Source organism: Jiella flava, from assembly GCF_017349315.1.
Taxonomy (GTDB): domain Bacteria; phylum Pseudomonadota; class Alphaproteobacteria; order Rhizobiales; family Rhizobiaceae; genus Jiella; species Jiella flava.
In genome coordinates this window covers 1-25826 of record NZ_JAFMPP010000012.1, presented here as the reverse complement: position 1 = coordinate 25826, position 25826 = coordinate 1, and the positions used below count along the sequence as shown (strand labels likewise).

19 protein-coding genes are annotated in these 25826 nt (G+C 63.5%); 4 read left to right on the top strand and 15 right to left on the bottom strand.

Annotated features, from left to right (window positions below):
- Nucleotides 1-32 precede the first annotated feature (32 nt).
- The 14 genes from J1C48_RS13610 to J1C48_RS13545 form a co-directional block, all read right to left on the bottom strand.
- Nucleotides 33-1661 (bottom strand): alpha-D-glucose phosphate-specific phosphoglucomutase, encoded by a 1629-nt coding sequence (locus J1C48_RS13610; RefSeq protein ID WP_207258465.1) that lies wholly within the window; start codon nt 1659-1661, stop codon nt 33-35.
- Between the two features lie 8 nt (nt 1662-1669).
- Entirely contained in the window at nt 1670-3115 is a 1446-nt protein-coding gene (glgA, locus tag J1C48_RS13605; protein ID WP_207258463.1) for a glycogen synthase GlgA, read from the bottom strand.
- Nucleotides 3116-3122: 7 nt separating this feature from the next.
- On the bottom strand, nt 3123-4394 hold the full coding sequence (gene glgC / locus J1C48_RS13600; RefSeq protein WP_207258461.1) for a glucose-1-phosphate adenylyltransferase: 1272 nt from the start codon (nt 4392-4394) through the stop codon (nt 3123-3125).
- A gap of 357 nt (nt 4395-4751) precedes the next feature.
- Nucleotides 4752-7238: a glycogen/starch/alpha-glucan phosphorylase gene (locus J1C48_RS13595; RefSeq protein WP_207258459.1), complete on the bottom strand. Its 2487-nt coding sequence runs from the start codon at nt 7236-7238 to the stop codon at nt 4752-4754.
- Entirely contained in the window at nt 7239-8885 is a 1647-nt protein-coding gene (gene pgi, locus J1C48_RS13590) for a glucose-6-phosphate isomerase (protein ID WP_207258458.1), read from the bottom strand. It abuts the gene before it with no gap.
- A gap of 426 nt (nt 8886-9311) precedes the next feature.
- Nucleotides 9312-9551, bottom strand: coding sequence for a hypothetical protein (locus J1C48_RS13585; protein WP_207258457.1), 240 nt, complete (start codon nt 9549-9551; stop codon nt 9312-9314).
- Nucleotides 9552-9772: 221 nt separating this feature from the next.
- A complete protein-coding gene (locus J1C48_RS13580) occupies nt 9773-10303 on the bottom strand; it encodes an ureidoglycolate lyase (RefSeq protein WP_207258456.1) in 531 nt (176 codons plus the stop codon).
- The gene (gene alc, locus J1C48_RS13575) at nt 10303-11322 is read right to left on the bottom strand and encodes an allantoicase (protein WP_207258455.1); all 1020 of its coding nucleotides are present in this window, start codon (nt 11320-11322) and stop codon (nt 10303-10305) included. The genes J1C48_RS13580 and alc overlap by 1 nt, the downstream gene beginning before the upstream one ends.
- The gene (gene puuE, locus J1C48_RS13570; protein WP_207258453.1) at nt 11319-12764 is read right to left on the bottom strand and encodes an allantoinase PuuE; all 1446 of its coding nucleotides are present in this window, start codon (nt 12762-12764) and stop codon (nt 11319-11321) included. The genes alc and puuE overlap by 4 nt, the downstream gene beginning before the upstream one ends.
- A 195-nt stretch (nt 12765-12959) precedes the next feature.
- Nucleotides 12960-13421, bottom strand: coding sequence for an NfeD family protein (locus tag J1C48_RS13565; RefSeq protein ID WP_207258451.1), 462 nt, complete (start codon nt 13419-13421; stop codon nt 12960-12962).
- Nucleotides 13418-14467: an SPFH domain-containing protein gene (locus J1C48_RS13560; protein ID WP_207258449.1), complete on the bottom strand. Its 1050-nt coding sequence runs from the start codon at nt 14465-14467 to the stop codon at nt 13418-13420. The genes J1C48_RS13565 and J1C48_RS13560 overlap by 4 nt, the downstream gene beginning before the upstream one ends.
- A 109-nt stretch (nt 14468-14576) precedes the next feature.
- Entirely contained in the window at nt 14577-15638 is a 1062-nt protein-coding gene (hemH, locus tag J1C48_RS13555) for a ferrochelatase (protein WP_207258448.1), read from the bottom strand.
- Nucleotides 15639-15995: 357 nt separating this feature from the next.
- Nucleotides 15996-16367: an Omp10 family outer membrane lipoprotein gene (locus J1C48_RS13550; RefSeq protein WP_207258447.1), complete on the bottom strand. Its 372-nt coding sequence runs from the start codon at nt 16365-16367 to the stop codon at nt 15996-15998.
- Nucleotides 16368-16561: 194 nt separating this feature from the next.
- Nucleotides 16562-18007, bottom strand: a complete 1446-nt coding sequence (locus tag J1C48_RS13545) for a homospermidine synthase (RefSeq protein WP_207258446.1) — start codon at nt 18005-18007, stop codon at nt 16562-16564.
- A gap of 436 nt (nt 18008-18443) precedes the next feature.
- Between J1C48_RS13545 and J1C48_RS13540 the strand changes: the two genes are divergently transcribed.
- From J1C48_RS13540 to J1C48_RS13525, 4 genes are all read left to right on the top strand, one after another.
- A complete protein-coding gene (locus J1C48_RS13540) occupies nt 18444-19355 on the top strand; it encodes a class I fructose-bisphosphate aldolase (protein ID WP_207258445.1) in 912 nt (303 codons plus the stop codon).
- Nucleotides 19356-19516: 161 nt separating this feature from the next.
- Complete coding sequence (locus tag J1C48_RS13535; protein ID WP_207258444.1) at nt 19517-19897, top strand: thioredoxin family protein; 381 nt, start codon at nt 19517-19519, stop codon at nt 19895-19897.
- 140 nt (nt 19898-20037) lie between these two features.
- Entirely contained in the window at nt 20038-23181 is a 3144-nt protein-coding gene (gene putA / locus J1C48_RS13530) for a bifunctional proline dehydrogenase/L-glutamate gamma-semialdehyde dehydrogenase PutA (protein WP_207258443.1), read from the top strand.
- 356 nt (nt 23182-23537) lie between these two features.
- On the top strand, nt 23538-25217 hold the full coding sequence (locus tag J1C48_RS13525) for a formate--tetrahydrofolate ligase (protein ID WP_207258442.1): 1680 nt from the start codon (nt 23538-23540) through the stop codon (nt 25215-25217).
- Between the two features lie 176 nt (nt 25218-25393).
- Here the strand turns inward: J1C48_RS13525 and J1C48_RS13520 are convergent.
- A partial coding sequence (locus tag J1C48_RS13520; RefSeq protein ID WP_207258441.1) for a transposase occupies nt 25394-25826 on the bottom strand: 433 nt, incomplete at its 5' end.

Genomic DNA, 25826 nt, shown 5'->3' with positions numbered 1-25826 from the left:
GATCGGCCTGAGAAGCGGAATCGATTCCGGGCTCATGTGACGACGTCGGGTTCGCTGCGGGCGGTGCGCTTCTTGATCTCGCCGATGACGTCGGCGGTGTCGATCAGCTCCTTCAGCGCCTCTTCCGGCGGCAGCGAATGCTTGGCCGGATCGGCCTCGAACCGCTCGATATAGACCCGCAGCGTCGCGCCCTTTGTGCCGGTGCCGGAGAGGCGGTAGACGATCCGCGAGCCGCCGGAAAAGACGATCCGCACGCCCTGGCTGGTGGCGATCGAGCCGTCGATCGGATCCTGATACGAAAAGTCGTCCGCCTCGGACACGACGAGCGTGCCGAAGCGCTGGCCGGCCATCGAGGCGAGACGGTCGCGCAGGGATTCCATCAGGCCGTTGGCGGCCTTGGAATCGATCTCCTCATAATCGTGGCGCTGATAGAAGTTGCGGCCGAATTCCGCCCAGTGCTTTTCTAAAATGGCGGCGACGCTCTCACGCCGTTCGGCCAGGACATTCAGCCAGAGCAGCACGGCCCAGACGCCGTCCTTTTCCCGCACATGGTCGGAGCCGGTGCCGGCCGATTCCTCGCCGCAGATCGTCACCTTGCCCGCATCGAGGAGATTGCCGAAGAATTTCCAGCCCGTCGGCGTCTCATAGATGCCGATGCCGCGCTTTTGCGCGACCCGGTCGGCGGCCTGGCTGGTCGGCATCGAGCGCGCGACGCCGGCAATCCCCTTGGCATAGGCCGGCGCGAGATGGGCGTTGGCTGCGAGCACCGCCAGCGAATCCGAAGGCGAGACGACGATGCCCTTGCCGACGATCAGGTTGCGGTCGCCATCGCCATCGGAGGCGGCGCCGAAGTCCGGCCCGTCCTCGGCCATCAGCCGGGCGATCAGATCGGCGGCGTGGACGGCGTTTGGATCCGGATGCCCGCCTCCGAAATCCTCCTTCGGCTCGGCATTGACCACGCAGTCGGCCGGCGCGCCGAGACGGTTGACGAAAATCTCCCGCGCATAGGGGCCGGTGACGGCATGCATGGCGTCGAAGCGCAGGCGAAAGCCCAAGGCGATCAGGGCGCGAATCTTCTCGAAGTCGAAGAGTGTCTCCATCAGCGCCGCGTAGTCCGCGACCGGATCGATCACTTCGACAATCATGTCTCCGAGCTTGGTCTCGCCGAGCTTTGAAATATCCGGCGCCGGCGTGGTCCACACCCGGTAGCGGCTGATCGTCTTGGATTTTTCAAAGATGGCGCTGGTGACCCGCTCCGGCGCCGGGCCGCCATTGCCGACATTGTATTTGATGCCGAAATCGCCCTTCGGGCCGCCGGGATTGTGGCTCGCCGAAAGAATGATACCGCCCGAGGCCTTGCGCTGGCGAATGAGATTTGAGGCTGCCGGGGTGGACAGGATGCCGTCCTTGCCGACGATCACCCGGCCATAGCCATTGCCGGCGGCGAGCCGAATGGCCATCAGGATGACCTCGCGATTGTAGTAGCGGCCGTCGCCGCCGATCACCAGCGTTTCGCCGCCATCCAGGGGCAGCGCATCGAAGATCGACTGAATGAAGTTGGCGGCGTAGTTCGGCTGCTGGAAATGCGGGACCTTCTTGCGCAAGCCCGACGTGCCGGGTTGCTGATCGTCGTATGGGGTGGTGGTGATCGTCTCGATCATCGTCTCGTCTACTCTTCTGTCAGATCCCGGTAGAGCTTCGCATAAAGCCGAGCGCTTTTGGCCCAGGAAACGTCCGCTTTCATGGCGGCCGTCTGCATTTTCCGCCAGAGGCCGACGTCGCTGTAAAGGTCGAGCGTGCGATCAATGGCCGCCAACAGCGCGGAGCGCTGTGGCGGCGAAAAGATCACGCCCGTCGCCGCCCCGGCGCTCACGGCAGCATAATTTGCGTCGACCACCGTATCGGCAAGCCCGCCGACTTGGGTGACGATCGGCAGGCAGCCATAACGCAGGCCGTAGAGCTGCGTCAGGCCGCAGGGCTCGAAGCGGGAGGGGATAACAATCGCGTCGGCGCCCGCCTGCACTCGGTGGGAGAGCGGTTCGTCATAGCCGATCCGCACGCCGATCCGGTCCGGATGCCGGGCATGAGCGGCCTGGAAGGCGCCTTCGATAATGCCTTCGCCGGTCCCGACCACGACCAGGCGAATGCCGCGCGCGACGATCTCGTCGCAAAGGCCAGCGACGAGATCGAGCCCCTTCTGCCAGGTCAGGCGGCTGACCACGGCAAAGATTGGCCCGTCCTCGCGCCGCAGCCCGAATTCGCCTTCGAGGGCGCGCTTGTTGTGGGTTCGCGGCTTGAGCGCCGTCGCCGAATAGGGCGCGGCGATCTCCCTATCGGTCTTCGGATCCCATATCGTCGTATCGATGCCGTTGACAATGCCGACGAGCCGCGTGCCGCGACCGAGCAGCAGGCCATCGAGCCCCATGCCGCCGCCGTCGGTGACGATCTCCTTGGCATAGGTCGGGCTGACGGTGGTGACCACGTCGCAGGCGTGCAGGCCGCCTTTCAGGAAGCCGACATTACCATAATATTCGACGCCCTCGATCGACCAGCTGGCCGCCGGCAGTTCGAGCTGCGGAAAGATCGCCGCCGGATAGTTGCCCTGAAATGCGAGGTTGTGGATCGTCAGTACGGTCTTCGGCCGCGGCCGATTGGACGCTGCAAGATAGACCGGCGTCAGCGCCGCCTGCCAGTCATGGGCGTGAACGATCTCCGGCTCGAAGCCTGCCACCGCGCCTTGCGCCACCATGGCGCCGGCCTTGGCGAGGGCGGCAAAGCGCATCCAGTTGTCGGCGTAGTCGTGCCCTTCGGCATCAGTGTAGGGGCCGCCGAGCCGATCGTAGAGGTCCGGCATGTCGAGCACGAACAGCCGCAAGCTATCAAGAGTACAGGACAGAATCTGCGCGTTGGCGCCGAGCACCCGATCGAGCCGATGGGTCTCGATTGTCACCTTCGCCCGGTCGAGCGCGCGCATCACCACCGGATAGCCCGGCAGCATCGTGGTGACCTCGCAGCCATGGTCGGTGAGGGCAAAGGGCAGGGCGCCGGCGACGTCGGCGAGCCCGCCGGTCTTGATCAGCGGAAAGACTTCCGAAGCAATCGAGAGAACGCGCATGGAGAATTCAGTAACTCAACCGGTCGATCATCGGCTTGGTGACGAGGCAGATGCCGCTTTCGGTTCGGCGGAAGCGCTTGGCGTCGAGCTCGGGATCCTCACCGATCACCAGCCCATCCGGAATGTGCACGCCACGATCGATGATCGCGTTATGGATGCGGACGCTGCGGCCGATGTGGCTCTGGGGAAGCACGACCGCATGGTCTAGCTGCGAATAGGAATGGACGCGCACCCCGGTGAACAGCAGCGAGCGGTGCAACGAGCCACCGGAGATGATGCAGTCGCCGGAAACGAGCGACGAAATCGCCATCCCACGCCGCCCATCCTCGTCATGTACGAATTTCGCTGGCGGCACGATTTCCGCATAAGTCCAGATCGGCCAATCGCGATCATAGATGTCAAGCGGTGGCACCACGTCGGTCAGATCGATATTGGCCTGCCAATAAGCGTCGATCGTCCCGACGTCGCGCCAATACGCTTCGGTATCCGGCTCCATCGCCGAACGCACGACGGAACGGTTGAAGCGATGGGCGACGGCTTTGCCGTGCCGCACGATATGGGGGATGATGTCCTTGCCGAAGTCGCGCTGGGAATGGGGATCGGAGGCGTCGCGGCGCAGCTGATCCATCAGGAAGTTGGTTTCGAAGACATAGATGCCCATCGAGGCCAGCGCGACGTCGGGCCGGCCGGGGATCGACGGCGGATCTTTCGGCTTTTCGACGAATTCGGTGATCTGGAAGCTTTCGTCGACATGCATCACGCCGAAGCCGGTCGCCTCCATTCGCGGCACTTCAAGGCAGCCCACGGTCACGTCGGCGCCGGCGTCGACATGCTGCTGGAGCATGATCTCGTAGTCCATTTTATAGATGTGATCACCGGCCAGGATGACGATGTATTTCGGTGCGTAGGCTTCGATGATGTCGATGTTCTGATAGACCGCGTCGGCGGTGCCGGCATACCACTGGTCTTCCGACACGCGCTGGCTCGCCGGCAGGATGTCGAAGCTCTCGTTGCGGCCCTGTCGCAGGAAGTTCCAGCCATTTTGCAGATGGCGGATCAGGCTGTGGGCCTTGTACTGGGTGGCGACGCCGATTCGCCGGATGCCGGAATTGATCGCGTTCGACAGGGCGAAGTCGATGATGCGGGTTTTGCCGCCGAAATAGACCGCAGGCTTGGCCCGGGAATCGGTCATTTCGAGGAGCCGGCTCCCGCGTCCGCCCGCGAGCACATACGCCATGGTATCGCGCGCCAGCGGCGCGATCGATCGTGAATCGGGCATTCGTCCTCCCAGGGCGACGGCTGCCGTTTCGATCCTCAAGCATCGTGAGGTCGTTGGCGCCATCGCGTTGTCTGCTTCCGCGATTACGACAACAAAGATAGGGCAGTCTGCGTCAAAGAGGATGCGGGCTTCGCCTTCGCCCCGCGACTTTTACGACAAGCGTGGCGGTTGCGCCGCGTTAAAGCGCCCTGCGTCCTATCGGACGCAGAAAGGTCGCTCTCACCCTTTGAATCGACGCATCGGCCCGAAAATCGATTCCGATTGTCGGGCCGATGCTGGAGGGCCAGGCCTTGCCGTATCGGAAAAACCGATGCCCCGCGAAACCGCAGTGTCAACGCACTGGCGCCGCGCCTTGGATCAGGCATTCTGTCCAGGGCCGGCCTGCCAGATGTCCTTGGCATATTCGCGGATCGAGCGGTCGGAGGAGAACCAGCCGATACGTGCGGTGTTGTGCACGCCCTTGCTGTGCCAAGCCGTCTGATCGAGGAACAAGACGTCGAGCTGACGCTGGGTCTTCCAATACGCGTCGAAGTCGGCGCAGATCATCCACCAATCGTTGTTGTAGAGGTTCGAGACCAGATTGTGATAGCGCGCCGGGTTGTCGGGCGCGAAGACGCCGGATGAGATGGCATCGAGCGCTTCACGTAAAAGCGGCGTGCGCTCGATGATCGACCTTCCACTATGGGCGTTGCGCCGCCGCTGGGCAACTTCGTCGGCCTTCAGACCGAAGATGAAGATATTCTCTTCGCCGAGATGCTCGAGCATCTCGACATTGGCGCCGTCGAGCGTGCCGATGGTGAGCGCGCCGTTCAGCGCGAACTTCATGTTGCCGGTGCCCGATGCTTCGAGGCCGGCCGTTGAGATCTGCTCCGACAGATCGGCCGCCGGCATGATGATTTCGGCGAGGCTGACATTGTAGTTCGGGACGAACACCACCTTCAGAAGGTCGCGCACTGCCGGATCGCCATTGATCAGCCGCGCCACGTCGTTGGCGAGATGAATGATCTCCTTGGCCTGCACATAGCTTGGCGCGGCCTTGCCGGCGAAGATCTTGACCCGCGGCGTCCAGTCCCGCTCGGGATGGGCGCGGATCTGATTGTAGAGCGCGATGGCCTCGATGATGTTGAGGAACTGGCGCTTGTATTCGTGGATGCGTTTTACCTGGATGTCGAAGATCGCATCCGGATTGAGCGTGATCGCCAGCCGATCCGAGATCAGATCGGCGAGGCGCATCTTGTTGGCCCGCTTGACGGCGGCGAACTTCTCCCGGAACCCAGCGTCGTCGGCAAGCTTATCGGCGTCCTTCAGCTTTTCGATGTCGTCGAGAAAGGCCGGGCCGATCGCTTCGGTCAACAGCTTGGTCAGGCCGGGATTGCACTCCATCAGCCAGCGGCGCGGGGTGACGCCGTTGGTCTTGTTCTGGATCCGCTCGGGATAGAGCTCGTGCAGATTGCGAAACACCGTCTGCTTCATCAGCTCGGTATGAAGCGCCGAGACGCCGTTGATCGCATGGCTCCCGACGAAGGCGAGCTGCCCCATGCGGACGCGGCGGCCATGACCCTCATCGATCAGCGAGATCGCGGCGATCTGCGTGTCGTCGAAGCCCTTGTCCTGCGAGGCTTCGCGGATGATGCCGGCATTGATCTGATAGATGATCTGCATCTGGCGCGGCAGCAGCCGTTCGAAGAGATTGACCGGCCAGTGTTCGAGCGCCTCGGGCAGAAGCGTGTGGTTGGTATAGCCGAAGGTCGCGCGGGTGATCTGCCAGGCCCTGTCCCATTCATAGCCGTGGACGTCGACGAGAAGCCGCATCAACTCGGCGACGGAGACCGCCGGATGGGTATCGTTCAGCTGGATCGCCACCTTGTCGGCGAGCGTGTCGAGGGTTCCGTGTTCCTGGACGTGCCGGCGAATGATGTCCTGCAGCGAGGCGGCGGAGAAGAAATATTCCTGCCGCAGACGCAGCTCTTGGCCCGCTTGGTGGGAATCGGCCGGATAAAGCACGCGGGTGATCGCCTCGGCCTTGTTCGATTCCACCAAGGCACCGATGTGATCGCCGGAATTGAAGGCGTCGAGCAGGATCGGATCGATCGCCTGGGCGCTCCACAGGCGCAGCGTGTTCACCTGCTCGCCGCGCCAGCCGACGATCGGCGTGTCGAAGGCGACGGCGAGCACGCGCTCGGTCGGGCGCCAGACCTGACGGGGCGGCTTGCCCGGCTCGCTCTGAGTGACGACCTTGCCGCCGAAGCCGATTTCATAGGTCGAATCGCGGCGCTCGAACTCCCACGGATTGCCGTGCATGAGCCACGTCTCGGGCAGCTCCACCTGGGCGCCTTCGGCGATTTCCTGGCGGAAGAAGCCATGCACGTAGCGAATGCCGTAACCGATGCCCGGAACGCCGGTCGAGGCCATGGATTCCATGAAACAGGCGGCGAGGCGGCCGAGGCCGCCATTACCGAGGGCGGCGTCCGGTTCGAGCATCTCGACCAGCTCGACATCGACATTATAGCGCTTCAGCGCTTCCTGGATCGGGCCGGTGAGCTGCAGATTGTTGATCGCATCGCGCAGCAGGCGGCCGATCAGAAACTCCATCGACAGGTAATAGACCCGCTTGTCGCCGGTATCGCGGGTCTTGTTGGCCGAGGCGAACCAATGGTCGATGATCCGGTCGCGTACAACGAGGGTCGTCGCCCGCAACCAATCATATTTGCGCGCTTGCTCGGGATGTTTGCAGATCGAGTAGGTCAGCTTTTCGAGAATCTGGCGAGCCAGCGTGTCCGGGTCGTTCTGGCGAGGCTCGGGGACGGTCGCGCCGCGGGGTTCGATCTTGGGCGTGGCTGACATTCAGGCGCTCCTCAGAGATTGGATGGCGGCGACAAGCCCCTTCGTCGAGGCATCGCGATCGTCGGCCGATGCTTCGCCGGTGACGACCGGGACGAGATTGTTGGCCAGCTCCTTGCCGAGTTCGACGCCCCACTGATCGAAGGCGTTGATGCCGAAGAGCTGCGCCTCGACGAAGACCCGGTGTTCGTAGAGCGCGATCAGCGCACCGAGGGTCTTCGGATCGAGCTTGGCATACAGGATCGTGACCGACGGACGATTGCCGGAAAACACCCGATGGGGCGCGATGCGCTCGGCATCGTCGGCACTCTTGCCGGCCTCGAGCAACTGCTGGCGGGCCTCGTCGAGACTGCGGCCCTTCATCAGCGCCTCGCTCTGGGCGAGGCAGTTGGCAAGCAGGAGCGTCTGGTGCATGGCCATGCCGCTGCCTTCATGGGCTCTGGCGCCGACGAGGAACTCGATCGGAATGATTTCCGTGCCCTGATGGATCAGCTGGAAGAAGGCGTGCTGGCCGTTGGTGCCGGGTTCACCCCAGACCACCGGCCCGCTGATCGGCACCAATTTGCCGTCGAGGCCGACACCCTTGCCGTTCGATTCCATGTCGAGCTGCTGGAGATAGGCAGGAAAGCGCGACAGCCGCTGATCGTAAGGGATGATCGCACGGGTCGGATAGTCCATCATGGCCCGATGCCAGTAGCCGACGAGGCCCAGCAGGATCGGCAGGTTCTGATCCATCGGCGCCGACTTGAAATGCTGATCGATCTCGCGCGCGCCGGAGAGAAAGGCGCGAAAATTGTCCGGCCCGATCGCCAGCATCAAGGGCAGGCCGATCGCCGACCAGATCGAATAGCGCCCGCCGACCCATTCCCAGAAGCCGAAGATCCGATCGCTGGCGATGCCGAAAGCGTCGACCTTGTCGAGGGCTGTCGAAACCGCGGCGAAATGATCGCCGACGGCGGCTTCGCCGAGCGCCGAGACGATCCATTGCCGCGCCGTCTCGGCGTTGGTCATTGTCTCGATGGTGGTGAAGGTCTTCGAGGCGATGATGAACAGCGTCGTCTTCGGCTCCAATCCCTTCAGCGTGTCGGCTAAATGGGCACCGTCGACATTCGAGACAAAATGCGTGCGCGGTCCGTCGTGATAGGGCGCGAGCGCCAGCGTCGCCATTACCGGGCCGAGATCGGAGCCGCCGATGCCGATATTGACGACGTCGGTGATCAGGTCGCCGCCCGAGCCGGTGATCTCGCCGTTACGCACCTTGGTGGAAAAATTCGCCATGGCGTTCAGAACGTCCATCACCTCGGCACTGACCGGGTCACCGTCGGCGCGATAGCCGTCGGCCGGCTCGGCGCGCAGGGCGACATGCAGGACTGAGCGGTTTTCAGTGATGTTGATCCGCTTGCCGGCGAACATTGAGTCGCGCTTGGCTTCGACCTCGGCTTCCTCGGCAAGGGCAAACAACGCCGCGCGCGTGGTCGCGTCGATCGCCGTCTTCGAGTAGTCGAGCAGCAAGCCCGCGGCGCTTGCCGAGAAGTCCGTGAAGCGCGCCGGATCATTGGCGAACAGGCGCTTGATGCCGACCTCTTGTGCCGCCGCTGCGCGCGTCTCAAGGGTGGTTTTCGTCTCGGATGCTTGCTGTTGGGTCGTCATGATCTGCCGTTTCCATTCACACATTCGGCCGCCTCGGCCGGATCTCGTCACCGCTTTAATTCGACGATCAGTCGAAGGGCAAGGACGACGACGCTTTCTCTCCTATGCCTCGGGAGAGGCAGCCGGCAAGTCTGCCGCCAAATTGGTCTTTTTACCGACGTTGACGAGAATTTGTCGAATTCTCATCAGGCGTTTCGGGTCGGTCCACCAGGCGAAATCGGATCTCATCCGTCGGCGCGTTCGGATCGCTCAGCCGACGGTCACGATCTTGGGGTTTATGACGGCGTGGAACCTCTCCGCCGAGAATTCACGGCGTCGCTCGAGCGTTTGACGCCGCTGACGGGGGTGGAGCGGACGCCGTCATCCGCGCCCAGGATGGCCGCTCGGTCAGCCGCCGCCATCGGATCGTCGTCTTGCCTGATCGCGTCAGGTGCGGCCGGCGGCGAGCCTCTCGATCACCTCGTCGAGCGACTCCTTGGTCGCCTGGGCATCCGATGCATGCGGATCGTTGGCAAGGATGTGCTTCAGCGAGGCTGCCCAGTCCTCAAGGACCGTCTGCTTTTCGCTTTCGGACAATGCCTCGTCCTTCAACACCTTTTCCGGATGGTCGTAGGTTCCGTGTTTCGGGTGGTCGAAACGCGCGTAGCGCATCGCATCAGTGGCCATGATGGAAACTCCCTTCCGTATGTCAAACATACCCGGTTACGGCGCACCGCCTCGGTCGCTGCGCATACGAAGCGGATCATGCTGCGGGTAACGGGCGAAGGCCGGCATGGTTTCGCTGCGGAAGGGGAAGGATCGGTGCCGCGACCGGTCGGCGGCAGTTTGAGCGCCCTGCGTCTTATCGGATGCATGGCGCTCTCACTCTCTCAATCGACGCGTCTTGCTTACCGAAAATCGATTCCGATTTTCGGGCCGATGCTGTAGCCCTCGACGATGACGGGCTGGTCGAGCGTGACCTCTTCCAGATTGATGCCGCCGCCGCCGCGATCGACGACCAGGAAGTCCGAACTCTCATGCAAGGCAAGCAGCGGGTGATGCCAGACGCCGGGCGCGTAATTCACGCCCTGACAGCCTGTCGCCAGAAAGGCCGTCGGCTCGCCGGGGCGCCCGCCGTCGTCGGTGGCCACCACCACCAGCCAGGACCGGCCATTCAGGGGGAAGAAGGCCTGACTGCCGAGCGGATGGCGCTCGAACATCGCGATCGTGATTGGCAAGGCAAACGCGCTGCCGCGGAAGATCGAGATCAGCGGATGGCCACCGTCTTTCGCGACCGCCACCGCGGCGAGATCGTGAAAGCGCCGAGTGGTGCCCTGATTGATCAATCGCTCCTCGGCGCCGTCGATCTCGATGACGTCGCCGAAGCGGGCGAAGGCCGCTTTGGTCAGCGGCTGCGGCCGCAGAACGCTCCCGGCCATCAGGCTTTTTTGCCGTAAAGCCGCAACCGTGAAACGCCGCCATCGGGAAAGATGTCGAGCCGGACATGGGTGATCGGCGCGCCGAGCGGATCGGCGGAGAATTTCGCCACGTGATCGGCCTGCAGCTTGGTCTCGCGGACGATCAGCGGCCAGCTCTGGCTTGCCGCATCGATCGCCGCCGTCGTCGTCTCGCCATTGAGCTGGCCGCCGCGCAGGGTGACGCGGTCGGGATAGTTGCCCTTGAAGTGATGGGTGTCGATGGCGATCCGCTCGATCATGCCGGCGGTGCCGAGCTTGAGGACGCACCAATCATTACCAGGCACCCGGCGCCGGGCGGTCTCCCAGCCGTCGGCCATCACCGGCGCCCGGCCGGGCGCGAGCATGTTGGCCGGATGGCCGTAATGGGCATCGTTCCAGGCGACCGCCGTGCCGCCATTTTCCATGGCGACGAGGTCGATCCGCTCGTCGCTCGCCACCTCGTTCCAATCCTTTTCGATTGTGCCGAAGACACGCAGCCGAGCGACACCGCCATCGGGATAGATGTGAAGCCGCAGCCAGCGCACCGGCGTGTCGTCGTCGACGGTGAAGAGATTGTGCGAATTGCCATTCAAGGCGGCGCGCGGCACGATGGTGCGCCACGCATCGTCGCTTGGCTCGTCCGCGGTGTCGGCCGCCTCGATCATCGCTTCGGGCGGAAAGTTGCCGGTAAAGAAGGCGGTGTCGACGTCGATCGCCGCGACGCGGCCACGCTGGCCGAGGCGGATGACCGCGTGGTCATGGCCGGGCACGCGCTTGCGGCGGGACTCCCAGCCGTCCATCCATTTGCCGTGATCATCGAAGCGGTCGGGATAGAAAACCGGCAGGGCGGGATCGATCATCCGCGCCTTATCGGCGAAGAAATCATCGGTGGCAAAAATCACGTCCGTGCCGAGCCGCGGCTGGGCAAGATCAACGAAGCGCCGCGTCAGCTCGGCGGCTTCGGGAAGGGCAGGGGCGGTGATGAAGCGTTCAAAGCTCATCGGCACGTCTCTTGGAAGATTGATTGAATACGGAGCCGCGCGATCCGTTCGACTTCGCGACAAGCGGTGGCGAACTCGGCCGCAGGCTCGTTCTTTGAACGAGCTTCGAAAGCCGAGAGGATCGCTGTTTTATCGAGGCTTTTGACAGCGATAATGAAGGGAAACCCGAAGCGCTCCTTATAGGTTTCATTGAGCCTGGTGAAGCGGGCCAGTTCCTCGGGCGAAAGCTGCGTCAAGCCGGCGCCGGCCTGTTCGCTGCGCGACTGTTCGGTCAGATCGCCGGCGAGGGCGAGCTTGCCGGCGAGGTCGGGATGGGCTTTCAAAATGCCGAGGCGTTCTCGCTCGCTCGCCTCGCGAAACGCCCGAACCATCGCCCCGGCAAGACCGGCCGGAGAATCATGGGCGTCGTGCAGGCCATGCAGAAAGGCCCGGTCGGCGATGAAGGGCGAGTGCTCGAACACGGCGCCGAAGGTCGCGATGAAGTCGGCGATCCCCATCCGGCTTGGCCGAAAACTGTCGCGGTAGGGGAAGTGATCGCGCCAATGACGGGCGATGTCGATCCGGCGGGCGACCCACACGTCGGGCTTGGACTGCAGATAGTCGAGGAATCGGGCCAGCGCCGCGACCCGGGCCGGGCGCCCGATCAGCCGGCAGTGCAGGCCGACATTCAGCATCTTCGCGCGGCCCTCGACGCCCTCGTGATAGAGCGTGTCGAAAGCGTCCTTCAGATAGGTGAAGAACTGCTCGCCCGAATTGAAGCCTTGCGGCGTCGCGAACCGCATGTCGTTGGTGTCGAGCGTATAGGGAATGATGAGCAGCGGGTCGGACTGCGTCTCCTGCCAATAGGGCAGGTCGTCGGCATAGGCGTCGGAGGCGTAGAGGAACCCGCCGTCCTCGGCGACGAGCTCCAGCGTGTGCCGCGAGGAACGGCCGGTATACCAGCCAAGCGGCCGCTCGCCGGTGATCGCCGTATGCAGAGCGATCGCCTCGCGCATGTGCTCGCGTTCAGCCTCGGCCGAAAAGTCCTTGTACTCGATCCATTTCAGCCCGTGCGAGGCAATCTCCCAGCCGGCCTCCTGCATGGCGGCGACGGCTTCGGGATTGCGCTGAAGCGCGGTCGCCACACCATAGACGGTGACCGGCATGTCGCGGCTGGTAAACAGCCGCCACAAGCGCCAGAAGCCGGCCCTGGAGCCGTATTCGTAGATCGACTCCATGTTCATGTGGCGCTGGCCGGGCCAGGCTGCCGCGCCGACGATTTCCGACAGAAACGCCTCGGAGGCGGCATCACCGTGGATGATGGCGTTCTCGCCGCCTTCCTCGTAATTGATCACGAATTGCACGCAGATCTTGGCGTGGCCGTCACCGGTGGGATTGGGCCATTTCGGATCCGGCGTATGGCGGCCATAGCCGAGGAGATCGCGGGGATAGCGCTCTGTCATGGATCAGTCACTTCGTGAGGAAACATGCGGACCGGCTGGCGCATCGTACGTCCGACAGGACGCACATGGGACGCGCACTCTGATTGATTCGACGCATCGGGCTCTGCCGAAAAGCGATTCCGATTTTCCGCAAAGCCCGATACTGTAGGGGTAGCGGCAGATGGGCTTGGGATCAATCGGGAACGGCGCGTCCGCTCACTCGATCGGCTCGACCTTGAGCACTGCGCCGTCCGCGCCGGTGATCCTTACCCGGGTCCCGGCACGGAGGTCCGGTCCGGCGACGCTCCACCAGGAATCTTCGAGCGCGATCCGGCCGCGGCCGTCGACGATCGCGTCGCTCAGCCGCGCCTCGCGGCCGATCAGCCGGCTGGTGCGGCGATTGAGGGGTGAGGTGTCCCCGGCGATGCCGTCGTTCGATCCGTACCAACGCCGGCCGAGATAGATGCAGACCGCCGACAGGACGATGAAGGCGATGACCTGCTGGCCGAAGCCGAACCAGCCCGTCTGGGCGAGGAGAAAGGCGTTGGTTCCGACGATCAGCGCCGCGATGCCGAAGAACACCAGATAAACGCCGGGCACCACCACTTCGAGCATCAGCATCATCAGACCGGTCAGCCACCAGCCGTAGTCGACGACGGTTTGGGCGAGGGCGTTCATGACGATCCGCCGCCCTGCCAGGGGGCGCCGGTTTTGCTATCCGGCACCCGGAAGCTTGGTCGCTCCGGCCGTGGGCGCGGCGGGCTCGGCGGGGCGCCGTCGCCGCGATCGGGGCCGAAGGCCGCGCGGGCGATCTCGGCGATGCCGCTCACCGAACCGATCAGCGAAGAGGCTTCGAGGGGCATCAGAACGACGCGCTGGTTCGGCGCCTGGGCGATCTTGCCGAGTGCCTCGGTGTATTTTTGCGCGACGAAGTAGTTGATCGCCTGCACATCGCCGGCCGCGATCGCCTCGGAGACGAGCCGTGTCGCCGTCGCCTCGGCTTCGGCCAGGCGCTCACGGGCCTCGGCCTCGCGATAGGCCGCCTCGCGTTTGCCCTCCGCTTGCAGGATCTGCGACTGCTTTTCGCCCTCGGCGCGCAGGATCGCCGCGTTGCGGGCCCCTTCCGCCTCTAAGATCTCGGCCCGCTTCTCGCGTTCGGCCATCATCTGCCGCGCCATGGCGTCGACGAGGTTTTTGGGTGGGTTGATATCCTTGATCTCGATGCGGGTGATCTTGATGCCCCAGCTATGCGAGGCCTGATCGACGACCCGCAGGATCCTTTCCGAGATCGTGTCGCGGTTCGACAGGAGATCGTCGAGATCCATCGAGCCCATGACCGAGCGCAGATTGGTCATCACCAGGTTGAGGATGGCATTGTCGAGACCTGATACCTCATAGGCTGCCGACTTGGCGTCGAGGATCTGGTAGAAGGCGACCCCGTCCGCGGCGACGGATGCGTTGTCGCGGGTGATCACCTCCTGGGTCGGAATGTCGAGCACCTGCTCCATCATGTTCATCTGGCGTCCGACGCGCTGGATGAAGGGCACCAGGATGTTGAGGCCGGGCGTTAGGGTCCGGGTATAGCGACCGAAGCTTTCGACGGTGTAGTTATAGCCCTGCGGTACGATCTTGATCGTCGAGACGAGGACGACGATGCCGAAGACCAGCAGGACGATCACAAGGATAATACCGGGTGTGAACGTTATGGTGTCTGGCGTCAGCATTGCGATCTCCCAGATTGGGCCTGCATCGGATCGACGTCGGGGCGTTGAGATGTCGTCCGCCCGACTATCGTGTCCTTTTCGCTGAAAGCAAGCCGAGCTCGGGATGGTCTCAGTCGATCCAGCCGCGCAACTCGCGCCGCACCATTGCCTCGATGACGTCCAGCCCCGCGTCGGAATCGTTGAGGCAGGGGATGTGAGTGAAGTTCTCCCCGCCCGCCTCGCGGAAGATTTCGCCCGCCTCGCCGGCGATTTCCTCCAGGGTCTCCAGGCAGTCGGAGACAAATCCCGGATTGAGCACCGCGATCGCCTTCACGCCGTCCTTTGCCAGTTTTTCGACCGTCTCGTCGGTATAGGGCTGCAACCACTCCTCCGGTCCGAAGCGGGACTGAAAGGTGGTGATCAGCCGGCCCGTCGGCCAGCCAAGCCGTTCGTTCAGGAGCCGCGAGGTCTTCTGGCAGTGGCAGTGATAGGGGTCGCCTTTGCGGAAATAGCTCTGCGGGATGCCGTGATAGGACGCGATGACGTGCTCGGGCTCGAAGTCGAGGGTCGCAAGATGGGCTTCGATCGAACGGGCAAGGGCATCGATATAGACCGGCTCGTCGTGATACGGGGGAACGGTGCGCACTGCCGGCATCCAGCGTTGGCCCGTCATGTGCTCGAAGAACTTGTCGTTCACCGTCGCCGTCGTCGACGCCGAATATTGCGGGTAGAGCGGATAGACCAGGATGCGGTCGCAGCCTTGTGTCATCAGGTAGTCGCTGCGCTCGGCAATCGACGGGCTACCGTAGCGCATCGCCCAGTCGACGACAATGTCTCCGTGGCCGGCCAGGCGCATCGCCAGCTTTTCCCCCTGCGATCGTGTGAAGGTACGCAGCGGCGACTCATTGCGCTCGGTGTTCCAGATCTCGGCATAGGCGGCGCCGGATTTCTTTGGCCGGGTGTTGAGAACGATGCCGTAGAGGATCGGATACCAGGCGATGCGCGGCCATTCGATGACCCGCTTGTCGGACAGGAATTCCTTCAAATACCGCCGCATCGATTTGAAATCGGTGCCATCCGGCGTTCCGAGATTGACCAGGAGCACGCCGATCTTCGATGCCTTGACCGGGGGATGATCGGCTGGAAGCGGGCCGGTCACGCGTTCGGCGACCGTCTTGGAAAGGGCGTTCATCCTGCCATCCCGAGTACAGCTTGTGTTTCAATCGTCTCCGTTGCAGGCGGAGAGGCCAGTGACACCGCTCCGCGATCAACGTTGCGCGAGCCGCCGGGCGTCCGATCGGACGCCCGGAAGACGCGCAATCTTGTTGATCTTATGCATCGTGCTTTTCGAAATCGATTCCGATTTTCCGGCCGATGCCTAGGAACGCCGCGCCACGCACCGATCCCGCGAGCAGCAGGTCTCGATATAAGGGATTCGGCATCGATTTGAATGCGTCTAATAAAAAGACCGCCCGGGAATTGGCCGAGCGGTCGCGCTCCCGGCGGTCTCTGGGGTCGATCCAGCCTCAGTCCGACTTAACGTAGAAGGTTAGGAGCGGGCGAATTCGAAACGCGTTCCGTTCGACGCCGCGCAGGCAAGGCGGTTGGCCCGCACCAGATTGCAGTTCGCCGACTGCTCGGTGTTCTTCAGCCGCGAGGTGTAGAGAATGTTGATCTGGCCCGGGCCGAGATTGCGATAAGTGCCGGTGGCAAGAACGCCGCCGGTGGCCGTCTCGACCGAGGCGAAGCGGCCGTTGTTAAAGGTTGCGGTATAGGCCAGCGGGCCGCCAATGGCGCTCCATTGCCCCTCCACGCCCACCGGCCGGGGCGCGGCCGCCATCCGCACGTCGTCGTCGCTTTGGCACGCCGTTAAAGCGAGGGCCATCATCGCCGCTAGGATCGGCGTTTTACCTGTCACCATCGTCAAATCCTCGTTTTGTCATCATCGGCGGAACAAACGGCATGTCTGAGCGAATGATGCCTCCCGCCCGTCCAAACATCGTTCAATGATTCAGAACGGGCAGGGCCGGCGGTCAAGGGGAAAAGACCGGTCAGTCAACGCTTTTCCCCGGTATCCGTTAGGAGAGGTTCGACGATGTGTTGGTTCGAGCACGCTCAGCGGACGAGAATGTTCTTGAACTGCCAAGGATCCTTTTCGTCGATATCCTCGGGGAAGAGGCCCGGCCGATCCACCAATGGGGTCCAGTTAGTATAGTAGCCCTTCACGGGTCCGAGATAGGGCATCTGAATCTCAAGGCATCGCTTATAGTCCATCTCGTCGGCCTCAACGATGCCGGCCTCGGGATTTTCCAGCGCCCAGACCATGCCGGCCAGAACCGCCGATGTCACCTGCAGCCCGGTGGCGTTCTGATACGGGGCGAGCTGCCGGGTCTCCTCGATGGAGAGCTGCGAGCCGTACCAGTAAGCGTTCTTGGCATGGCCGTAGAGCAGCACGCCGAGTTCGTCGATGCCGTCGACGATCTCGGTCTCGTCGAGGACGTGCAGCTCCGGCTGGATTTTGCCCGCCGCGCCGAACAGCTCGTGCAGCGACAACACCGCATCGTTGGCCGGATGATAGGCATAGTGCGAGGTCGGGCGGTAGGTGACCTCGCCGTCCTTGTTGGTGTGCGTGTAGTAATCGGCGATCGAGATCGACTCGTTGTGGGTCACCAGGAAACCATATTGCGGCCCCGGCGTCGGGCACCAGCTGCGCACTCGCGTGTTGGCGCCCGGCTGTTCCAGGAAGATTGCGGCCTGGCAGCCCTTCTTGTGGCGGCTGGCGTTCTTCGGCATCCATTTCTCATGGGTGCCCCAGCCAAGCTCTGACGGCTGCATGCCTTCGGAGAGGAAGCCCTCGACCGACCACGTGTTCCAGAACACGTTCATCGGCTTTGGCGTCTTGGCGCGCTGGGTATCGCGCTCGGCGATGTGGACGCCTTTGACGCCGGCCTTCTTCATCAACTTCGCCCAGCCGGCGCGATCGTCCCAGGCGGGTTCTGAAAACTCCATGCCGGTGTCGCGGGCGATGTCGACCAGCGCCTGCTTGACGAACCAGGAGACCATGCCCGGATTGGCGCCGCAGCAGGAAACCGCCGTGGTGCCGCCGGGGTTCTTCTTCTTCTCTTTGCGCACCGTCTCGCGCAGCGCGTAATTGGTGCGTTCGGCATTCGACATGTTCTGATCGAAATAGAAGCCGAGCCAGGGCTCGACGACCGTGTCGATATAGAGAACGCCGAGCTCGCGGCAGAGCTTGATGAGGTCGAGCGAGCCGGTGTCGACCGACAGGTTGACGCAGAACCCCTGGCCTTCACCTTCGGTGAGAAGCGGCGTCAGCAGCTCCTCGTAATTCTTGCGGGTCACCGCCTCGTGAACGAAGCGGATGCCGCGTTCGTCGAGCAGCGACCGGCTCGAATCGTCCGGGTCGACGACGACGAAGCGCGAACGGTCGAAATCGAAATGGCGCTCGATCAGGGGCAGTGTTCCCTTGCCGATCGAGCCGAAGCCGATCATCACGACGGGTCCGGTAATTTTGGCGTGAATCGGATGCTCGTTTTCAGCCATGTTCGTTTTCAACTCCTTGGGCGCATGAGTGCGTGAGGAACATTCCGTCGCCACTGGGACGTGAGATGGATGGCGCGGCGCTAGACCGTTTCCGTGTCAAATAAAAGCCGATTGTCAGATTCCACCCGAAATTAGCCGATCTTTCGCGCGGCGACAGCCCGCGTGAGGGGCGCTGTTGCTGATCGCGCGGGCGGCGTTGCAGGCCTGCCTCTCGTCAGCACGAGAGCGTGCCGCCTTCAGGCTTCCGTTGCGGCCAGACTGCTCTTGCTGCGGCGGTCAAGAAGATTTTTTCAAAGTTTTGAGCAAAGCGAATGAAATTTAATCGATTCGGACACGGCCTGACGGCTGGACCTTCGCTCGCGATGCCTACAAAAGAAATCAGAAGCATCGGCATCGCCGAGCTTTTCCCTGTCGTTTGCCGAAGGACATCGTTATCATGCTCAGAACTGAGGTCGTGCGGAACATCCTCTCCTGGTACGAAGGAGAGACACCGGGACTGAAAAGTAATCTCTCTCGGCTGTTGATGCATGGACGCTTGGGGGGAACTGGCCGGATGGTGATCCTGCCGGTCGACCAGGGCTTCGAGCACGGGCCGGCACGCTCGTTTGCCGCCAACCCGGTGGCTTATGATCCACATTATCTCTACGAGCTTGCGATCGAATCGAAAGTTTCCGGTTACGCCGCGCCGCTCGGTCTGCTTGAGCAGGGCGCCGATACCTATGCCGGCGAGGTCCCGCTGATCCTCAAGGTCAACAGCGGTAACTCGCTGGTCTCCAACCAGGATCAGGCCATCACCGGCACGGTCGAGGACGCGATGCGCCTCGGCTGCGTCGGCGTCGGCTTCACCATCTATCCGGGCGCAGACAGCTCCTACGACATGATCGAGGAGCTGCGCGAAATCAGCCACGAGGCAAAGTCGCGCGGCCTGATCTCGGTCGTCTGGTCGTATCCGCGGGGCGGTAAGGTGAGCAAGGACGGCGAGACCGGCTTCGACATTATCGCCTACGCCGCGCACATGGCCGCGCTGATGGGGGCGACGATCATCAAGGTCAAGCTGCCGACCGCCCATGTCGATCTCGACGCCGCCAAGCCGGTCTACGAGCAGAACGGCATCGCCACGGCGACGGCGGCTGATCGTGTCCGCCACATCATGCAAGCGGCTTTTGCCGGCAAGCGTCTGGTGGTCTTCTCCGGCGGCGCGGCGAAGAATCGTCAGGAACTGCTCGACGAGGTGCAAGGCATCCGCGACGGCGGCGGGAACGGCTCGATCATCGGCCGCAACTCCTTTCAGCGCTCCAAGGAAGAGGCCATCGCGCTTCTCAACGAAGTGATGGACATCTACGCCTGATCCCGTGCTTTGGCGCGAAACGTCGCGGCGGACCCTGCAGACCGCCGGACGTGCTGCGGACATGCTATTGTGTCGTCATGGCGACATGGCGGCTTCTCACACGGGCAATGCGGCGGTTGGGGATCGCCGCCGCATTCTGTCTTGCGGGTTTTTCTGCCGCCATGCCGGCTTTCTCCGCCGAACTGTTGATGTTCGAACAGGCCGGGTGCCCGTTCTGCCGCAAATTCGATACCGAAATCGCGCCTGACTATCCGAACAGCCGGATCGGCAAGATCGCGCCGCTGCGGCGGGTGAATATTTTCGCCGATCGGCGTGGGGGGATTGCCGGGCTGACGCCGGCCGTCTTCACGCCGACCTTCGTCCTGATCGGTGACGATGGCCATGAGATTGGCCGGCTGGAAGGCTATCCCGGCCGTCGCTGGTTCTATCCGGAGATCGAACAGCTTCTGAAGCGCCGCCCTTTCGATCGCGATCAGGCGGCCGGCCGCATCAAGGCCGATACCCCGAAGCGATCCGAACCGCCGCTTTTATCTCGTCCTTGAGCCCCTCTGCTCGGCTTTGGCCGACGCGCATTTGGGCATGATGGGGGAACGAAAGTCTGGCATTGCGGAGCACCGGAAAGCTCCGTACCTTCAGCAATTTCAACGCTACGTTTTCCCCTCGCCGACGCGCTGGAGATGTCATGTCCGCTTCTGTGAACGCCGCCTCAACGCTCGCGGCCGCCGCCTTTCCGCAATCCTTTTCGCAGCCCTTCGCGCCGGACGATCAGGCGGCCGTCACGGCGCTTTTGAAGGCGTCCGGGCGCTGGGAGCTCGATGATGAGAAGGTCGATGCCCGTGCCCGCGCGCTGATCGCCGGCATCCGCAAGGCTTCCGGCGGGATCGGCGGTGTCGAGGATTTCTTGCGGGAATTCGGCCTGTCGAGCCGCGAGGGCCTGGCGCTGATGATCCTCGCCGAGGCCTTGTTGCGCGTCCCCGATTCCGCCACCCAGGATCGGTTGATCGAAGAAAAGATCGGGGCCGGCGATTGGGTCCATCACGAAGGCGGCGAAGACCGCATGCTGACGGCGGCGTCGGCCTGGGCGCTCGGCATCTCGGCCCGGATCATCCGGCCGGGCGAGACGCCGCAGGGCGTGATGGCGGGGCTGGTCAAACGGATCGGTGGGCCCGCGGTGCGTCAGGCGACGCGCCAGGCGATGCGCTTCCTCGGCCGGCATTTCGTGCTTGGCGAAACCATCGAGGACGCGCTCGAGCGGGCGCGCGGTTTCGAGACAAAGGGCTATCGCCACTCCTATGACATGCTGGGCGAGGGCGCCCGCACCATGGCGGATGCCGAGCGCTATTACCGCTCCTATGCGGACGCGATCGAAAAGATCGGTCGCAAGGCCGGCAACAAGGCGCTGCCGGATCGTCCGGGCATCTCGGTGAAGCTGTCGGCGTTGCATCCGCGCTATCATCCGCTGCATCGCGAGCGGGTTCTGATTGAGCTATTGCCGAAGGTCGAGGCTCTCGCGGAAAAAGCGCGACGCTACGATCTCAATCTGACGATCGATGCGGAGGAAGCCGAACGGCTGGAGCTATCACTCGACGTCATCGACGCGTTCGTCCAACGCTTCGACTTCAAGGGCTGGCAGGGTTTTGGTCTCGCCGTCCAGGCCTATCAGAAGCGCGCTTTGGCGGTGATCGAACACGTCGACGCGCTGGCTGCGGCCGCCGGCATTCGAATGATGGTGCGTCTCGTCAAAGGCGCCTACTGGGACACCGAGATCAAGCGCGCCCAGGAAAAGGGGCTCGAGGGCTATCCAGTCTATACCCGCAAGCCGGCGACGGACTTGTCCTATCTCGTCTGCGCCAAGGCGCTGCTTGACCGCCGGGCGCGGATCTATCCGCAATTTGCCACCCACAATGCGCTGACCGTCGCGACGATCCTGGAGATGGCCGGCCGCGACCTGACCGGCTTTGAGTTCCAGCGCCTGCACGGCATGGGCGAAGCGCTTTACGAGACGCTGCGGCGCGGCGCGGCGAAGACGCCCATCGCCTGCCGCATCTATGCGCCGGTCGGCGGCTATCGCGATCTCCTCGCCTATCTCGTGCGCCGGCTTCTTGAAAACGGTGCCAATTCGTCCTTCGTGGCGATGGTCGGCGACGAAGACATCCCGGTTGAGCAGCTTCTCCAGCGTCCACGCGCGATCCTCGAAACGGGGCCGGCACGTCATCCGAAGATCGGCCTGCCGAAGGATCTGTTCTCGCCGCGCCAAAACTCCGCCGGGATCGAGACTGGCGAGCGGCAGGCACTGGCCGAGCTGATTGCCGAGCGCAGCAGGGTGAAGGTTGCAGGCCTGAAGGCGCGTTGCGGGGCGACGACCGCGCAAGCCGCCGGCGCCAGCGAGGCGGTCGCGATCCACTCGCCGGTCGATGGCGCGTCGCTCGGCACCAGCTATCATCTCTCCGCCTCGGCGACTCGCGCCCTCGTCGCCGAGGCGGCTCGCCATGTCCGCGCGGCTGAAGCCGTGCCGGCGTCAAAACGTGCGGAGGCGCTGCGCAAGGCGGCAGCCTTGATGGAAAGCCGGGACGCCGACCTCTTGGCCGTGCTCACGGTCGAAGGCGGCAAGGCCCTCGACGATGCCGTGGCCGAGCTGCGTGAGGCCGTCGATTTCTTGCGCTTTTACGCCGACGAGGCGATGCGTCTTTTTTCGGCTCCCTGCGAGTTGCCGGGGCCGACTGGCGAGGAAAACCGCCTGACCTATCGCGCGCGCGGGGTCGCCGTGGCGATCTCCCCCTGGAATTTTCCGCTGGCGATCTTCACCGGACAGGTTGCCGCGGCACTTGCGGCCGGCAACGTCGTGATCGCCAAGCCGGCCGAACAGACGCCGCTGATCGCGGCCCTCGCCGTCGAGATCCTGCACGCGGCGGGGTTTGCCAAACAGCATCTTTATCTCGCGCCGGGCGACGGGCGGACCGGCGCGGCGCTGACCGCCCATGAGGCGACGGCGCTCGTCGCCTTCACCGGTTCGACCGAAACCGCCTTTGCGATCAACCGGGCACTCGCGGCCCGCAATGCCCCGATCGCGCCGCTGATCGCCGAGACCGGCGGCATCAACGCCTTAATCGCCGATGCGACGGCACTGCCGGAGCAGGTCGCCGACGACGTGGTGATGTCGGCCTTCCGGTCGGCCGGCCAGCGTTGCTCGGCGCTGCGCCTGTTGTTTCTGCAGGAGGACGTCGCCGACCGGATTCTCGAGATGATCGCCGGCGCGGCCCAGGAGCTGACGGTCGGCGATCCGCGCGACCTCGCGACCGATATCGGGCCGGTCATCGATGCCGAGCAGCTCGCCATGCTCCGCGACCACATTGCTCGCATGGAGCGGGAACAGACCGTCCGCTACCGTGGCGAAGTGCCGGCCGATCTCGTCGGCAAGGGGCACTATTTCGCGCCCCACATCGTCGCGCTTGATCGCCCCGAAGCGCTCGAGCGCGAGGTGTTCGGTCCGATTCTCCATGTCGTGCGCTGGAAGGCCAAGGATTTCGACACGCTCCTTGATGCCATCGACGCGACCGGCTTCGGCCTGACCCTCGGCATCCACAGCCGCATCAACGAGACCGCGCATAAGGTGATCGCAAGGCTGTCGGTCGGCAACGTCTATGTGAACCGCAACATCATCGGTGCGACCGTCGGCTCGCAGCCCTTCGGCGGTTCCGGCCTGTCCGGGACCGGGCCGAAGGCGGGCGGGCCCAACTATCTTGCACGTTTTGCCAGAGAGCAGGTGGTCTCGGTCAACACGGCGGCAGCGGGTGGCAATGCCAGCCTGATTGCAATGGACTCGTAGCGTCGAGGTCACAGCTTAAACGCGAAAAATGTGCTAGGGTTATTTCGTCAAGTCGAGGTTTGGAATGGCGGTCGGTTCCGCGTCTCCCAGGGGAATCGCTGCTCGCCTCGAGGACGTGACGAACCGGGGTGTGGGTGTCCTCCTCCTGGCGCCCGCCGATCGGAAATCTGAGTGTTGAGAAGCTCGGCGTCCTCCCTCGCCGGGCTTCTCTTCTCCCATTTTTCTTGGCATCCCTCGCGTAAATCGTTTCCGTGTCGTGTGGCGGTTGCGAATCTCCGGCCGTGAGGGTCTTTGTGGCCATGATTTCGCGGCTTGCGTATGCTGCCCACAAAACAGTCCATCATAGGGAGAAAACCTTGAGCGACCTCAACTCCGACATCGCCATTGCCCGGGCTGCCAAAAAGAAGCCGATCAAGGATATCGCCGCGCGTCTCGGCTTGGCCGAAGACGACATCATCCCCTATGGCCATGACAAGGCGAAGATTTCCGCCCCGTTTTTAAGCGCCTTGGCTGGACGCCCCGACGGCAAATTGATCCTGGTGACGGCGGTCAATCCGACACCGGCCGGCGAGGGCAAGACGACGACGACCGTCGGCCTCGGCGACGGGCTGAACGCGATCGGCAAAAACGCCCTGATCTGCATCCGCGAGGCCTCGCTTGGCCCGTGTTTCGGCGTCAAGGGCGGTGCGGCCGGCGGCGGCTATGCCCAGATCGTGCCGATGGAGGACATGAACCTCCATTTTACCGGCGATTTCCACGCGATCACCACGGCGCATAACCTGCTCGCCGCGATGATCGACAACCACCTTTATTGGGGCAACGAGCTGCAGATCGATTCCCGCCGGATCACCTGGCGGCGGGTGCTCGACATGAACGACCGGGCGCTGCGCCACGTCACCACCGCGCTCGGCGGCGTCGCCAATGGTTTTCCGTGCGAAACCGGCTTCGACATCACCGTCGCCTCGGAAGTGATGGCGGTGTTGTGCCTCGCCGAGAACCTCGCCGATCTGGAAAAACGCCTCGGCGACATCATCGTCGCCTATCGCCGGGACAAGACGCCGATCACCGCCCGTGATCTCAAGGCCGACGGCGCGATGACCGTGCTGCTCAAGGACGCGATCAAGCCCAATCTGGTGCAGACGCTGGAGAACAATCCGGCCTTCGTCCATGGCGGTCCCTTCGCCAATATCGCCCATGGCTGCAATTCGGTGGTCGCCACTCGCGCGGCGTTGAAGCTTGCTGACTATGTCGTGACCGAGGCCGGTTTCGGCGCCGATCTCGGAGCGGAAAAGTTCTTCAACATCAAATGCCGCAAGGCCGGGCTGAAGCCAGCAGCCGCCGTCGTCGTCGCGACGGTCCGAGCGATGAAGATGAATGGCGGAGTCGCCAAATCCGATTTGGGCGCGGAAAACGTCGAGGCGGTTCAGGCCGGCTGCGCCAATCTCGGCCGCCATGTCGAGAACGTAAAGAGCTTCGGCGTGCCGGTCATCGTCGCCATCAACCACTTCGTCAATGACACCGAAGCCGAGATCCAGGCGGTCAAGGATTATGCGGCGGGGCTGGGGACGGAGGCCATCCTCTGCCGCCACTGGGCCGAAGGCTCGAGCGGCATCACCGATCTTGCCGAGAAGGTGGTGGCCCTCGCCGATGGCGGGACGGCCGATTTCAAGCCGATCTATCCGGATCAGATGCGCCTGTTCGAGAAGATCGAGACGGTGGTCCGGAAGATTTATCGCGGCGCCGCGGTGACCGCCGATCAGGCGGTGTTAGACCAGCTGGCCGCCTGGGAGGATGCCGGCTACGGCGACCTGCCGGTCTGCATGGCCAAGACTCAGTATTCTTTTTCGACTGATCCGACGCTGCGCGGCGCGCCGGACGGACACATCGTGCATGTGCGCGAGGTGCGGCTTTCGGCCGGCGCGGGCTTCGTCGTCGCGATCTGCGGTCAGATCATGACCATGCCCGGATTGCCGTCGCAGCCGGCGGCCGAGGCGATCTATCTCAACGGGCAAGGCGAGATCGAAGGGCTGTTCTGACCCGCGAGGGCGAACGCGCCGCCGCTCGTCAGGCGCATCATCGCTTTGAAGAGCGGCTCTGCGCCGCCCTCCAGCATCGGCCGGAAATCGGATTCGATTTTCTGCAACCCACGATGCGTCGGATCAATCAGAGTGGACGTCCTGTCGGGCGCATCCCGCTCTAGAGCGTCGGGCGATTAATCGGCAACATATCCTGCGGTCTTGAAATAATTCCAGCATTCGTCGGGCTCGAAGAGGTCGCAGATATCGCCGAGGGCTCGCCAGAGGTCGTCGGTGGTCCGGGCTTTGGCTTTGCGCAGAAGGGCCTTGAGCTTGGCGAAAGCCATTTCGATGGGATTGAGGTCGGGCGAGTATTTCGGCAAGAGCAGGCGCCAGGCGCCCCGTTCGGCGAGCGCCTTGGCCGCCCGGGGGCTCTTGTGGACATTGAGATTGTCCATGATCACCACGTCACCGGGCGAAAGACACGGCGCCAGTTGCGTGCACACGTAGAGATCGAACGCCTCGCCATCCATGGCGCCGTCGATGACCCATGGTGCGACAAGTTCATGGCAGCGCAGGCCCGCCACGAAGGTCTGGGTCTGCCATTTGCCGAATGGCGCATCGGCCCGC